General features: G+C 72.1%; 10 protein-coding genes and 1 tRNA gene. 1 reads left to right on the forward strand and 10 read right to left on the reverse strand.

Annotated elements, in window-relative coordinates:
- Positions 1 to 152: 152 nt before the first annotated feature.
- From GXP74_RS00135 to GXP74_RS00155, 5 genes are all read right to left on the reverse strand, one after another.
- Complete coding sequence (locus tag GXP74_RS00135; protein WP_182449379.1) at positions 153 to 1,628, reverse strand: penicillin-binding protein 2; 1,476 nt, start codon at positions 1,626 to 1,628, stop codon at positions 153 to 155.
- 62 nt (positions 1,629 to 1,690) lie between these two features.
- The gene (locus tag GXP74_RS00140) at positions 1,691 to 3,124 is read right to left on the reverse strand and encodes an FtsW/RodA/SpoVE family cell cycle protein (RefSeq protein WP_225447617.1); all 1,434 of its coding nucleotides are present in this window, start codon (positions 3,122 to 3,124) and stop codon (positions 1,691 to 1,693) included.
- 1 nt (position 3,125) lies between these two features.
- Entirely contained in the window at positions 3,126 to 4,643 is a 1,518-nt protein-coding gene (locus tag GXP74_RS00145; RefSeq protein ID WP_182449380.1) for a PP2C family serine/threonine-protein phosphatase, read from the reverse strand.
- A gap of 177 nt (positions 4,644 to 4,820) precedes the next feature.
- Entirely contained in the window at positions 4,821 to 5,351 is a 531-nt protein-coding gene (locus GXP74_RS00150; protein ID WP_182449381.1) for an FHA domain-containing protein, read from the reverse strand.
- A 10-nt stretch (positions 5,352 to 5,361) separates the two neighbouring features.
- Positions 5,362 to 6,279: a DUF3662 and FHA domain-containing protein gene (locus GXP74_RS00155; protein WP_182449382.1), complete on the reverse strand. Its 918-nt coding sequence runs from the start codon at positions 6,277 to 6,279 to the stop codon at positions 5,362 to 5,364.
- Positions 6,280 to 6,770: 491 nt separating this feature from the next.
- Here GXP74_RS00155 and GXP74_RS00160 point away from each other — a divergent pair.
- Positions 6,771 to 6,853, forward strand: a tRNA-Leu gene (locus GXP74_RS00160).
- A gap of 117 nt (positions 6,854 to 6,970) precedes the next feature.
- Here GXP74_RS00160 and GXP74_RS00165 read toward each other — a convergent pair.
- From GXP74_RS00165 to GXP74_RS00185, 5 genes are all read right to left on the reverse strand, one after another.
- Entirely contained in the window at positions 6,971 to 7,375 is a 405-nt protein-coding gene (locus tag GXP74_RS00165) for a VOC family protein (protein ID WP_182449383.1), read from the reverse strand.
- A gap of 92 nt (positions 7,376 to 7,467) precedes the next feature.
- Positions 7,468 to 7,857 (reverse strand): 4-oxalocrotonate tautomerase family protein, encoded by a 390-nt coding sequence (locus tag GXP74_RS39925; protein ID WP_370468353.1) that lies wholly within the window; start codon positions 7,855 to 7,857, stop codon positions 7,468 to 7,470.
- Positions 7,755 to 9,887: an MMPL family transporter gene (locus GXP74_RS00175; RefSeq protein WP_182449385.1), complete on the reverse strand. Its 2,133-nt coding sequence runs from the start codon at positions 9,885 to 9,887 to the stop codon at positions 7,755 to 7,757. The genes GXP74_RS39925 and GXP74_RS00175 overlap by 103 nt, the downstream gene beginning before the upstream one ends.
- Positions 9,888 to 9,974: 87 nt before the next feature.
- A complete protein-coding gene (locus GXP74_RS00180; RefSeq protein ID WP_370468354.1) occupies positions 9,975 to 10,529 on the reverse strand; it encodes a MarR family winged helix-turn-helix transcriptional regulator in 555 nt (184 codons plus the stop codon).
- A gap of 104 nt (positions 10,530 to 10,633) precedes the next feature.
- Positions 10,634 to 13,285, reverse strand: a complete 2,652-nt coding sequence (locus GXP74_RS00185; RefSeq protein WP_182449386.1) for a SpoIIE family protein phosphatase — start codon at positions 13,283 to 13,285, stop codon at positions 10,634 to 10,636.
- Between the last annotated feature and the right edge of the window lie 119 nt (positions 13,286 to 13,404).

Here is a 13,404-nt window from a genome sequence, read left to right on the forward strand (position 1 = left end):
CGCTTGGACCTGCAGGGGAATGCGGAAGCACCGGTGTGGACATACCGCTGCTTGCGGATACGCTACCGGCCGGGCGCGCTGTTCACGCCCCAGTGGCCTACTTGATATGAGAACGGAATGTGGCGGGCCGGTCGTCCGGGGCGCCGTTCCGGTCACTGTCCGACGTAGGCCTCCATCATCTGCTTGGCGATCGGCGCGGCCAGCATCTCGCCGGAGATGTCACCGCGCTGGGTGCTGCTGTTGGCGACCACGACCGCCACCGCGATCTCCTTGCCGGCGCTGTTCTTGGCGTAGGAGACGAACCAGGCGTAGGGGTTGCCGCTGTTGTTCACGCCGTTCTGGGCGGTTCCGGTCTTGCCGCCGACGGTCACGCCGGGGATCTGCGCGGTGACGCCGGTGCCGCCCTTCACCACGGCCTGCATCATGGTCTGGATCTCGGCGGCCACCTGCGGGGTGGTCGCCTGGGAGAGCTGGGTGGCCTGGTGCGGGGTGCCGACCACGGTCTGGTCGGCGGCGCGCTGCTCGGCGACCAGGTAGGGGGTCATCAGCGAGCCGTTGTTGCAGATCGCGGCGGCGACCATGGCCATCTGCAGCGGGGTGGCGGCGGTGTCGAACTGCCCGATGGAGTCCATCGCGTTCTGCGAGGCGTTGACGTTGTTCGGGAAGACGCTGGGGACCGCCCGGACCGGCACGTCCAGGGTGGTGTTGAAGCCGAACCGGTCCGCCTCCTGCGCCATCCGGGCCATGCCCACCTCGGCGCCGAGCTTGGCGAAGACGGTGTTGCAGGAGAACTCCAGCGCGGTGATCATCGGCGCGTTGGTGCAGGGGTCGCTGGTGCTCTCGTTGGGCAGCATGGTGTTGGTGCCGGGCAGCTGGTACGGGTTCGGCGAGTCGGTGTTCGCGTTGATGTCGGTGACCTGGCCGGTCTCCAGCGCCGCCGCCGCGGTGACCAGCTTGAAGGTCGAGCCGGGCGGATAGGTCTGCCGCAGCGCCCGGTTCAGCATCGGCTGCGAGGTCTCGTTGGCGAGCTTCTCGTAGGCGGCGTTGTCGTCGCCGTTGGCGAAGCTGTTCGGGTCGTAGGAGGGGGTGCTGACCAGGCCCAGGATCGCGCCGGTGGTCGGGTCCAGGGCGACCGCCGCGCCGGTGAAGTTCTGGCTGGTCAGCCCCTGGTACCCGGCCTGCTGCACCTTGGGGTCGATGGTGGTGACCACGTCGCCGCCCTGCTTGGACTTGCCGGTGAGCAGCGACTCGAAGTTGTTGACCGCCAGGTCCGAGGAGTTGCCGCTGAGGATCGGGTCCTCGACCCCCTCCAGCATGCTGTTGTCGTACTCCGGGGAGCCGAAGATCGGCGAGGAGTAGCCGGTGACCGGGGCGTACAGCGGGCCGTTGGCGAAGGACTCCTGGTACTTGAACTTGTTGCCGTTGACCAGGACGCTCTTGGTGACGGCCTGCCCGCCGACGATGATGCTGCCGCGCGGGTAGCTGTAGGCCAGGATCATGCCGCGCTGGTTGTGGGTGTTGTTGTCCAGTGAGGAGGCGTCGACCCCCTGGACCCAGTTCACCCGGATCATCAGGGCGAGGACGAGGACCAGGCAGAACACGGATACCCGGCGGATTGGCTTGTTCACGGTCGGGTGACCCTCCTGGTGGCGCCTGCTGCTGACGGGGCGGCTATCTGTCTACACGTTGTTCATGACGAACTGCGAACCGAGGTCGGTTCTGCGGTGTGGCCGGGGTCATGCCCCGGTGGGAGCGGGTCCGGGCGGCGGGCGACGTCGCTGATCTTCAGCAGTACCGCCACCAGGGCCCAGTTGGCGATCACCGAGGAGCCGCCCTGGGCGATGAACGGCAGAGTCATTCCTGTCAATGGGATGGTACCGGTGACACCTCCGGCGACGATGAACACCTGGAGCGCGAAGGCCCCGGACAGCCCCACCGCCAGCAGCTTCCCGAACGGGTCGCGGGCCTCCAGCGCGGTCCGCAGCCCGCGCTCCGACAGCAGCGCGTACACCAGCAGCAGCGCCATCAGGCCGACCAGCCCCAGCTCCTCGCCGATGGTGCCGAGGATGAAGTCGCTCTTGGCGGCGAAGCCGATCAGCCAGGAGTGCCCCCGGCCGAGACCGGTGCCGGCGACCCCGCCCGCGCCGAGCGCGAACAGCGACTGGCCGAGCTGGCCCATCCCGCCGCCCGGGGCCACCGCCAGCGGGTGCAGCCAGGCCTCGATCCGGGCGGCCACGTGCCGCTCCGCCCCGGACACCGCCCAGAAGCCGAGCCCGGCCATCAGCAGCCCGAAGACGATCCAGCTGGTCCGCTCGGTGGCGACGTACAGCATCACCACGAAGATCCCGAAGAACAGCAGCGAGGTGCCGAGGTCGGTCTCGAAGACCAGGATCAGCAGGCTCAGCACCCAGACCGCGATGATCGGCCCGAGGTCCCGGCCGCGCGGCAGGTAGAGCCCCAGGAAGCGGCGGCTGGCCAGGGCCAGCGCGTCCCGCTTGACCATCAGGTAGCCGGAGAAGAACACCGGCAGCACGATCTTGACGAACTCGCCGGGCTGGATCGAGAAGCCGCCGACGTGGATCCAGATCTTCGCGCCGAAGTCGGACGCCCGGTCCGGCAGGAAGGCCGGTACCGCCAGCAGCACCAGCGCCGCCAGACCGGACAGGTAGGTGTAGCGCTGGAGCACCCGGTGGTCCCGCAGGAACACCATCACCCCGATGAACAGGGCGATCCCCAGGCCGGACCAGATCAGCTGGTTCTGCGCGCCGGGGAAGTTGGGCCGCAGCTGCCGGGCCCGGTCGAGCCGCCAGATGAAGACCAGGCCGAGGCCGTTGAGCAGCGCCGCCAGCGGCAGCATCAGCGGGTCCGCGTGCGGCGCGAAGCGGCGGACCGCGGTGTGCGCGCACAGGGCGAACGCTCCTATGCCGAGCCCGTACCGCAGCATCCCGGCCGGGATCCGGCCGTCCATCGACAGGCTGGTGTCGGCGTAGGCGAGCACCGGCACCAGCACCGCGAACACCAGCAGCCACAGCTCGGTGTTGCGGCGGTTGGCCGCCCCGCGCGCGCCGAGCACCGCCGCGGCCGTGACCGCGTCGCCGCCGGGCCGCAGGCCGGGGAGGCTCAAGTCAGGAGGTCGGACATTGCTGCGCCAGCTGCTGCTGCTGCGGGCTCAGCGAGGCGGGAGCGGACACGGTGGCACTGGGTTTGGCCGACGGCTTGGAGTCGGCGCCGGACTTGGGAGTCTTCGGGGTGCCGGACGCCGAGGGCGCGGGCGCCGGGGTGGGGGCGGTGCTCGGCGGCGCCGCGGCGATCTGCTGGCACAGCGTCGCCTGGCTCTGCAGCTGGGTGATGGTCGTGTCGGCGGCGTTCAGGCCGCTGGTGCTGATGGTGTTGTGCACCGAGGTCTGCTGGTACGACGGCAGGTCCTTCAACGGGATGCCCGGGTAGTCCCGGTAGACCTTGGACAGGCTCAGCCCGGCCAGGTTCTGGTTGACGCCCTGGTAGACCGCGACGTGGTCGCCGTGGGCGCCGATGAAGTACTGCGTCCTGGTCCACTGGTACCCGGCGAACCCGCCGCCGCCGACCAGGCCCAGCACCACCAGCAGCACCAGCGACGGGACCAGGCAGCCGCGCTTGCGGCCGGAGCGCTGCTTCCGGCGGCTGCGGCGGCCGTCCTCCTCCGGGGCGTAGTCCTCGCCCTCGTAGTCGCCCTCGGCGTAGCCCTCCTCGCCGTAGGCCGCCGGGTCGTACCCCTCGCCGTAGCCGTCGGCGCCGCCGGGCGGCTGCGGGCGGCCCAGCGAGGCGGCCCGGGCGGCGGGGGTGTTCGCCATGGTCTGGTGGCTGATCGTGGGCGGGCCGTCGGCGACCGCGCCGACCACCATCGGGACCTCGGAGAGCTGCCCGGCCGCCGGGTCGCCCTCCTGGATGTCCAGCACGTCGGCGACCACGCAGGTGATGTTGTCCGGGCCGCCGCCGCGCAGCGCCAGCTGGATCAGCTCGGCGATGGTCTGCTCGGGCGCGTAGTAGCTGCCCAGGGTCTCTTCCAGGGTCTGGTGGCTGACCACGCCCGACAGGCCGTCGGAGCAGATCAGGTAGCGGTCCCCGGCGCGGACCTCGCGGATCGACAGGTCCGACTCGACCTCGCCCGTCCCCATCAGCGCGCGCATGATCAGCGAGCGCTGCGGGTGGGTGCTGGCCTCCTCCTCGGTGATCCGGCCCTCGTCCACCAGCCGCTGGACCCAGGTGTGGTCCTGGGTGATCTGGGTGAGCGAGCCGTCCCGCAGCAGGTACGCGCGGGAGTCGCCGATGTGGATCAGACCGGCCCGCTCGCCGGTCCACAGCAGCGCGGTGAGCGTGGTGCCCATGCCCTCCAGCGACGGGTCGCTCTCCACCAGCAGCCGCAGCCGCTCGTTGGCGCGGTCGGCGGCCTGGCTCAGTGCGGTCAGCGGGTCGGTGCCGGGGATGTCCTCGTCCAACGAGACCATGGTGGACAGGACCTCGGACGAGGCGACCTCCCCGGCGGCCTGGCCGCCCATGCCGTCGGCCACCGCGAGCAGGCGCGGACCGGCGTAGCCGGAGTCCTCGTTGCCTTCCCGGATCATCCCCTTGTGCGACCCGGCGGCGAAGCGCAGCACGAGGCTCATGTGCCGTCCGCCCCCTTCCCTCGGTCCCCTGCGCGATGCCCCGGTGCAGCGTGCGTTGATGCATCGTACGGTGCGGTGTCCGTTCGGGCTGGGCCCGGGTGCGCGGATCCGCGCCCACCGACCGTCGCCCCTCGCGGACTTCGCGGGCCGCTGGAGTGCTGCCCATGCCTCATGTGACTACTTCCGCAGCTCGATGACGGTCCTGCCGATCCGGATGGCAACGCCGGGTTGGAGCGGGGTGGGGCTGGTGAGCCGCATCCGGTCCAGGTAGGTGCCATTGGTGGAGTTCAGGTCCTCGACGATCCACTGACCGCTCTGGTCCGGGTAGATCCTGGCATGGCGGGAGGACGCGTAGTCGTCATCCAGCACAATCGTCGAGTCGTGGGCCCGGCCGAGGGTGATCGTCTGCCCGTGCAGCGCCACCGTGGTGCCCGCCAGCGAGCCCTGGGTGACGACCAGTTGGCTGGGTGCGCTGCGGCGCTGCCGACCGCTGTCCGAGCCCTGCGGGGCCCGGCGCCCCTGCTGCTGCGGGGGCTGCTGACGGGCCGGGGCCGGCGCGGGTGCTCCGCGCCGACCGACGGCGGTGGGTCGCTGGGCCGCCTTGGCGCCGTACAGGTCGCTGCGGATGACCTGGACCGCGACGATGACGAACAACCACAGCACGGCCAGGAAACCCAGCCGCATGACCGTGAGGGTCAGCTCTGACATGTGCCCCGCTTCACCCTTCGGTTTGTCTGAAGACGATGGTGGTGCTCCCCAGCACGATCCGCGAACCGTCGCGCAGGGTGGCCCGCTGGGTGTGCTGCCCGTCCACGATGATGCCGTTGGTCGAGCCGAGGTCCATCACGATCGAGGGCGTACCCATCCGGATCTCCGCGTGCTTGCGGGAGACCCCGGGGTCGTCGACCCGGATGTCCGCCTCGGTGCTGCGGCCGAGGACCACCGCCGGGGTGGTCACCTGGTGCCGGGCGCCGTTCATCTCCAGCCAGCGGCGGACCGGTCCGCCCGCGGGCGGACCCTGCGGCGGCGGGGGGTAGCCGACGCCGGGCAGCGGCCGGATGTTGCTCTCCGGCGGCTCGTACGCGGGCGGGCGTCCGGGCTGGACGGCGGGGAAGGCCGGGGCGGTCGGCGGCTGCGCCGGGGGCGGCGGCACCTGCGGCTGCCAGGCCTCGGCCTGCCGGCCGCCGTAGGGCTGCGGCGACTGCGGCTGCTGCTGAGGCGGCTGCTGGGAGTGGGCGTACGGGTCGGCCGCGGGCGGCGCCTCGTTCGCCTCGATCCGGCTGCGCACCCGGTAGAGGCCGGTGTCGAGGTCCTCGCCCCGCTCCAGGGCGACCTTGAGCTGGCCCATGAAGGAGTAGCGCTGCGCCTGGGCGTACTCGCGCACCATCCCGGCCAGCTCCCCTCCGAGCTGCTGCGCGTACGGGCTGAGGCGCTCGTAGTCGTGGGTGCTCAGTTCCACGATGAAGTCGTTGGGGACGACGGTCCGGTCGCGGTTCCAGATGCTGGCGTTGTTGTCGCACTCGCGCTGGAGCGCCCCGGCGATCTCAACGGGCTGCACTTCGGACTTGAACACCTTGGCGAAGGCTCCGTTGACGATTCCCTCGAGTCGCTGCTCGAACTTCTTCAGGGCTCCCACGGGGCACCCCCTTCCGGCTGGCGTTCGGTACGGGTCGCGCTGGTCGGCGCGATCGGCTCGGTCTTCCTATCTGATCGTATCTACGCTGCGGCCCCTCGTGCGGTTCCTTCCGGACGGTCCGGCGGAGACGTGTGGTCGGACACACGGTCGCTGGTCCCGCCGGTCGGATCCGGGGGCATCGCAAGAAGGATGCCACCGCAGCATGAGTGAGCGGTAAGGGCGGGGCGTACAGGCCCAGTCGTACCCCCCGGGCGGGGTGGTCATCCGTTGATCACCCGTTCGGGTTCACCCATAGGTTGGGTGGAATCCCCCCGGTGGTCCGGGGGCGGCGGGGACACCCCGTCCGACGTGCTAATGTTCTTCCTGTCGCAAGGCGCTAACGCAGGAAGCCAGGACAGCCGCAAGGCGGTCCGAGGGTCCTCGGGGAACCGGTCGAGAACCGGTTTGAAGAGGCCGGGTTAACTTCGGTAGAGTCAACGACACCACTCAATGCGCGAGTGGCGGAACGGCAGACGCGCTGGCTTCAGGTGCCAGTGTCCGAAAGGGCGTGGGGGTTCAAATCCCCCCTCGCGCACAGCGAGACGGTGTCTCTCGCAGGGAAGAGATTCTCTGCGGGAGGCACCGTTTTCAGTTGCCCGTTTTCTGGTGTGCCCGGTTTTCTGTCGTGCCCGGTTTCCACGGTGCCCGCCGTTCACTTCCCGCGCGGGGCGCCGGGGTAGCTGCCGAAGGACCAGCGGTTGCCCTCGGGGTCGCGGGCGGCGAAGTCCCTTGAGCCGTAGTCGGTGTCGTGCGGGTCACTGGTGATCTCGGCCCCGGCGGCGCGGGCCCGGGCGCAGAGCGCGTCGGCCTCGTCGGTGACCACGTACGCGCTGAAGCTGCCGGGGCCGGTCACGCCGGTGCTGTCGCCCTCGCTGGCGGAGCCGAGCATCACCCCGCCGCCGGGTGGCCAGGCGAGCTCGGCGTGGTCGACCCGGTCGCCCTCGCCGTACACGACGGTCTCCTCGAAGCCGAAGGCGTCCACCAGGAACCGGATCAGGGCCCGGGCGTCGCGGGCGCGGAGCGTGGGCCACACCTGGGGCGGCGGCGTGTCCGTCATGGGATCCACCTCTTCTCTCGGTCCCCCCGGTCTGCCGGTCCTCCCAGTCTGAGCCGGGGCCCGGGCCCGCGCCCGCGCTGCGTCGGCCGCAGCTAGCCGCGATCGGCGATCAGGGTGCCGCCGATGGACCAGTCCTCGGTCGGGACGTCCTGGAAGGTGAGCCAGACCTTCTCCGGCTCGATGCCGGTGACCCGGACGTAGGCCTCGGTGAGCTCGCGGGCGAGCTCCCGCTTCTGCTCGCTGCTGCGCCCGGCGAGGTGCTGGACCTGGATGTGCGGCATGTGCTGCTCCCTGGGTGTGCGGACTGCTGCCCATGGACAAGGCCGCCCGGAGCTGTGCTTATTCCGGGCGGCCTGGTCGGCGGCGGGCTGAGCCGGGGTCAGCGGCCCTGCCCGGCCCGCATCGAGGAGTGGTGCGGGCCGCCCTGGGCGGCGGTGACCGAGCCGGGTCCGGTGGCCCGGCTGAGCGCGCTGGGCCACCACAGCCGCCGGTCCAGGTCCATGGCCAGCGCGGTGACCAGGATCGAGCGGACCACGAGGGTGTCCAGCAGCACGCCGACCGCGACCGCGAAGCCGATCTCGGCGAAGGAGACCACCGGCAGCGTCCCGAGCACGGCGAAGGTGCTGGCCAGGATCAGCCCGGCGGAGGTGATCACCCCGCCGGTGGCCGACAGACCGGCCAGGGCGCCCCGCCGGGTGCCCCGGACCATGGACTCCTCGCGGACCCGGCTCATCAGGAAGATGTTGTAGTCGATGCCCAGCGCGACCAGGAAGACGAAGACGAACAGCGGGAAGGCGCTGTCCTCGCCCTGGAAGTGGAACAGGTGCTGGAAGACCAGGGAGCTGAGGCCGAGCGCCGAGGCGAAGGACAGCACCACCGTGCCGATCAGCAGCAGCGGCGCCACCACCGCCCGCAGCAGCAGGCCCAGTACCAGCAGCACCACCACCAGCACGATCGGGATGATCACGAAGTCGTCGTGCCGCGAGGCCCGCTGGGTGTCCAGCACCACGGCGGTGCTCCCGCCGACCTCGGCCCGTGCGCCGGGGACCGCGTGCTCGGCCGTGCGGACCCGGTCCACGGTGTCCTCGGCGGCCTTGCTGGACGGGTCGCTGCCCAACTCGCCGTTGAGGTAGGCGAGGCCGCCCTTGACCAGCGGCGGGGTGGTCGCGGTGATCCCCGGCGTCCCGGCCAGGGCCTGCCGGGCGGCGGTGGCGGCGCCCGCGTCGACGATGACCACCACCGGGGAGCCGGTGCCGCCGGGGAAGTGCGCGTCCAGCACGGACTGGCCGACCACCGAGTCCGGCTTGTCGGTGAAGGTGCCCGAGCTGCTGATGCCGTCGGCCTTGAGGCTGAACATGCCCAGCGCCAGTGCGCCCAGGGCCAGCGCGGTCCCGGCCCAGACCAGCCGGGGGCGGCGGGAGATGCCGCCGCCGATCCGCGCCCAGACCCCGCTCTCGGTCGGCTCGGCGGTCCCGAAACCGGGCTTGACCGGCCAGAAGACCCAGCGTCCGGTGATCGTCAGCAGTGCCGGGAGCAGCGTCAGCATCGCCGCCAGGGCGACCGCGATGCCCAGGGCGCAGACCGGTCCGAGGCCGCTGGTGGAGTTCATCTGCGAGAACAGCAGGCAGAGCATGCTCAGGGCGACGGTGCCGGCGCTGGCCAGGATCGCCGGTCCGGCCCGGTGCAGCGCCTCGGCCATGGCCTCGTGCCGGTCGGCGTGGCGGCGCAGTTCCTCGCGGTAGCGGGCGACCAGCAGCAGCGCGTAGTCGGTGCCCGCGCCGATCACCAGGACCAGCAGGATGCCCGCGCTCTGGGCGTTGACGGTCAGTCCGGCGTGCTTCGCCAGCAGGTAGATGACGGCCTCGGCGGTGATCAGCGCCAGGCCGGAGGAGAGCAGCGGGAGCAGCCACAGGGTGGGGCTGCGGTAGGTGAGCAGCAGCAGGAGCACCACCACGCCGAGGGTGGCGTAGAGCAGGGTGCCGTCGATCCCGGCGAAGGCCTTGTTCTGGTCGGCGCCGCTGCCGGCCGGTCCGGTGATGTGGACGGTGAGGCCGGGGTCGCCGTCACCGGCGACCGAGCGGAGGCTGTTGACGACGGTGGTGAGGTCGTTCCAGCTGCGTCCGGTCATGTCCACCGCGACCACGGTCTCCAGCGCCTGGCCGTCCTTGGACAGGACCGGTCCGGCGGGTTGCCCGTAGACGTCGGGGACCTTGGCGAAGGCGGCGGCGTCAGCGGTGGCCTTGGCCCGGTCGGCCGGGGTGATCCCGGCGGCCCGGTCGTAGACGACGACGGCCGGGACGTTCTGGATGCTGGTGAACTGCCCTTGCAGGTTGACCACTTTGGTCGATTCGGCGCTGCCGGGCAGCCAGCTGGAGGCCTGGTTGTTCTCGGCCCCGGTGAGCTTTCCGGCGAGCGGCCCGAGGGCCACCAGCAGGACGATCCAGACGGCGAGGACGACCCACTTGCTGCGCCGTCCGCAGGGCATGGCGGTGAGCCGCCGGGCGATGTTCATGCTGTGTTGTCCCCCAAGTAACGCGATACATCGCGAATGCTCGGACTACCATCGGATGGCGGTCGCGGCGCTGTCAAGCAGCGCAGGTCAGCGCTGGCCGGTCGGGGTGTCGGTCGGGGAGCTGTACGAACTGTTGTAGGTGGTGAGGTAGGAGGCGAAGCGCTCCAGGTCCTCGTCCGGCCAGTCCGCGAGCCGGCTGAGGAAGGCCAGTCGGCGCTGTTCGCTGACCGACTGGAGCAGCGCGCTGCCCTGGGTGGAGGTGCGGATGATCTGCCCGCGCTGGTCCTCCGGGTCGGTGCTGCGTTCGACCAGGCCGAGCCGTTCCAGGGCGGTGACCTGGCGGCTGACCGTGGACTTGTCCAGCATGAAGTGGGCGGCCAGGTCGGTGCCCCGGCAGCCGCCGCGCTCGCGGAGCAGGTCCAGGATGGCGTAGGTGACCAGGGTCAGGCCCGGGTGGATCTGCGAGGCCTGCGAGCGGGAGCGCCGGGCGAAAGCGGTGAGTTCGCGCTGGATGGCGTCGATGGACTCGGCTCGGGGCTGGTGTGCGGCCGGTTCGTTGCCGTCACCGGTGCCTGGCGCGACCGGACTCGGGTCCGGCTGCGGCGGGGTGGTCTCGGGCGTGCTGGACTGGCGGCTGGACACCTGTGCTCCTCTGATCGGTTTGTCGGCTCGACCCGTAAAGAGGTAGCACCGTAGTGGCGCGGACGCGGCGCGGCCCCCCGTTCGGGCCGAGAACCGTCGCCGGGTCAGCCCCGGTGCGGCAGCGGCAGTTCGAACCAGACGACCTTGCCGACCGCCTTGCGGCTGGTGCCCCAGCGCGCCGACAGCTGGCTGACCAGGCTCAGGCCCCGGCCGTCCTCGTCCAGCGCTTCGGAGGGCTCCAGCGAGGGCAGGTTGTGGTCGTCGTCGCTGACCTCGACCAGCAGCTTGTCGACCCGCATCAGCTGGAGCTGGACCCGGTTCCCGGCCACCCGCAGCGCGTTCGTGACCAGTTCGCTGACCAGCAGCGCGGTGGTCTCGGCCAGTTCGTCCAGGCCCCACTGGGCCAGCTGCTCGCGGACCAGCCGCCGGGCGCGGCCGACCTCCTCCGGATCGAGTTCCAGCGACCAGGACATGACGTCCTGCGGCGGGATGCCGTCGAAGCGGGCGATCAGCAGCGCCAGGTCGTCGTTGCGGTCGTCGGTGTGCAGCCGCTCCAGCACGGTGTCGCAGACCTCGTCCGGGCTGCGCCTCGGGTCGACGATGTCGCCGCACAGGGCGGCCAGGCCGTCCCCTATGTCGCCGCCGCGCATCTCCACCAGGCCGTCGGTGCACAGCACCAGCATGCTGCCGTCGGAGACCTTGATCTCGCGGGAGGCGAAGGGCACCCCGCCGACGCCGATCGGCGCCCCGGAGGGGATCTCCAGCAGTTCGCCGCGCCCGTCCGGGTGCACCAGCACCGGCGGGACGTGGCCCGCTCCGGCGATGACGCAGGTCCGGGCGATCGGGTCGTAGACGGCGTAGAGGCAGGTCGCCAGGTGGTCGTCGCCGAGGCGCTGGGAGAGGTTGTCCAGGTGCCGCAGGATCTGTCCCGGCGGCAGGTCCAGCGCGGCCAGGGTCTGCATGGCGGTGCGGAACCGGCCCATGGCCACCGCCGAGTGCAGGCCGTGGCCCATCACGTCGCCGACCACCAGGGCCACCCGGCTGCCGGGCAGCTGGATGGCGTCGAACCAGTCGCCGCCGACCTCGGCCCGGCGGTCGCCGGGCAGGTAGCGGTGGGCGATCAGCACCCCGGGGATCTTCGGCGGCCGGGACGGCAGCATGCTGCGTTGCAGCGTCAGCGCGGTCTTCGCCTCCACCCGGTGCAACCGCGCGTTGTCCACCGACAGTGCCACGCGGGCGGCCAGTTCGCGCAGGTAGGAGGCGTCGGTCTGGTCGAAGGGCGGCCGGTCGTCGGTGCGCAGCAGGGTGAGGATGCCGAGCACGGTGCCGCGCGCGGCCAGCGGCAGGGTCAGCATCGAGCGGCCCTCGAACAGCGGGACCAGGTCGGAGCCGCCGCGTCCGGCCGCGCAGCCGCGGGCCACCTCCCGGTCCACCCGCGGCACCAGTACCGGCTGGTTGGTCTGCAGCGCGAAGCCGGACGGGGTGCTCCGGGGCAGCGCCAGCAGGCTGCCGACCCGTACCCGGTGCTGGTACCCGGCCAGCGGTTCGCTGAAGGCCACGGCCACCCGCCGCAGCCGGGTCTCGTCGTCGGGCAGGTCGCGGGGCAGCTCGGCGTCGGTGATCAGCCGGTCGCGCAGGTCCACGCAGGCGAAGTCGGCGATGTTGGGGACCACCACGTCACACAGCTCGCGGACGGTGGCATCCAGGTCGAGCGTCGTGCCGATCTGCGCGCCGACGTGGCTGAGCAGCCGCAACTGCTCGTTGACGGGTTCGGTGGCGGGCAGGTCCAGGGTGGGGAGGGCGGAGGAGGACAGGGTGAGCGTGGGGGTCGACGGCGGGCCGGTGAACGGGCCGTCCTCGGCGGTGGAGCGCCTGGGCCGCGCGGCCGGAGCACTGCGCGGCGTGGGCACCGCCGGGAGCTGCGGCCCGCTGCCGTTCGGCCGTTGGCGCGGCTCGGCGCCGCCCGGGCCGGGCACGGTCGGGGCGGGCCCGCTCGCGGTGGCGCCCTCCTTGGGCTGGTACGGCCGCAGCGGCAGCAGCGTGCCGTCCACCCGCAGACCGGGGGCTCCGGCCGCGACGACCTGGCCGAGCAGGCTGCGGCGGCGGTCGGTGCTGGTCCGGGGGAGCAGCGGGACCAGCCGGTCGGCGGCGCCGTCGGGGTCCGGCGCGGGCATCAGCACCGCGCTGACGTCCAGCTCCAGGTCCGGTTCCGGGGCGGCGGCGGCGCCCGCGTAGCGCAGCACCCGTTCGCCGAGGCCGAGCCGGGGGCCGGCCGCGCGCAGCCGTCGGCCGTCGGCGGCGAGCACCAGCAGGCTGCGGCCGGTGGGTTCGATCAGCCGGTAGGCCCAGCAGAGGGCGCTGACGGTGCGCCCGTCGCGGTCGGTGACCGCGAGGTCGCCGCTCCAGGAGGGGGCGTAGCTGGTCAGGTCGTCCAGCTGGTCGAGGGCGTCGCCGAGGCGGCCGGTGGCGCCCGGCTGGTCGGCGGCGGCCTGGGCGCCGGGCAGCGGGGAGTCGCCGTGGTGCCGGGCCAGCGGGAGCAGGCCGGAGGCGGTGCGGTCGAAGACCTCGTCCCGGCGGTGGCCGAAGAGCTCCTCGGCGGCGCGGTTCCAGAGGGTGAGCCGCCCGTCCGGGTCGACCATCAGGGCCGCCAGCCGGACCAGGGCGGTCAGCTCCGCGGTGGTCCCGGGCGGTGGGGCGTCGGTGCCGTGCGCCCCCGGTGCCGGCCGTGCGGGCGCGGCGAAGGTCTCCTCCGGCATGCTCACCTTCCCTCAGCTCCCGTCGTTCCCCCCAGCACTCTTCCCCTGCGCGCCATGGCCTTGAACCACAGGCAGCACGGTGGGGCACCTGCGCCCCACCACCGCGTGGACACCCCAGG

The sequence above is a fragment of the Streptacidiphilus sp. P02-A3a genome (assembly GCF_014084105.1).
GTDB lineage: Bacteria > Actinomycetota > Actinomycetes > Streptomycetales > Streptomycetaceae > Streptacidiphilus.

Bases quoted from the DNA above. Each gene is read 5' to 3' on its own strand.
- GXP74_RS00165 (WP_182449383.1), bottom strand. From the start codon at position 7,375: ATGACGGACACGCCGCCGCCCCAGGTGTGGCCCACGCTCCGCGCCCGC.
- GXP74_RS00150 (WP_182449381.1), bottom strand. From the start codon at position 5,351: ATGTCAGAGCTGACCCTCACGGTCATGCGGCTGGGTTTCCTGGCCGTG.
- GXP74_RS00145 (WP_182449380.1), bottom strand. From the start codon at position 4,643: ATGAGCCTCGTGCTGCGCTTCGCCGCCGGGTCGCACAAGGGGATGATC.
- GXP74_RS00175 (WP_182449385.1), bottom strand. From the start codon at position 9,887: ATGAACATCGCCCGGCGGCTCACCGCCATGCCCTGCGGACGGCGCAGC.
- GXP74_RS00185 (WP_182449386.1), bottom strand. From the start codon at position 13,285: ATGCCGGAGGAGACCTTCGCCGCGCCCGCACGGCCGGCACCGGGGGCG.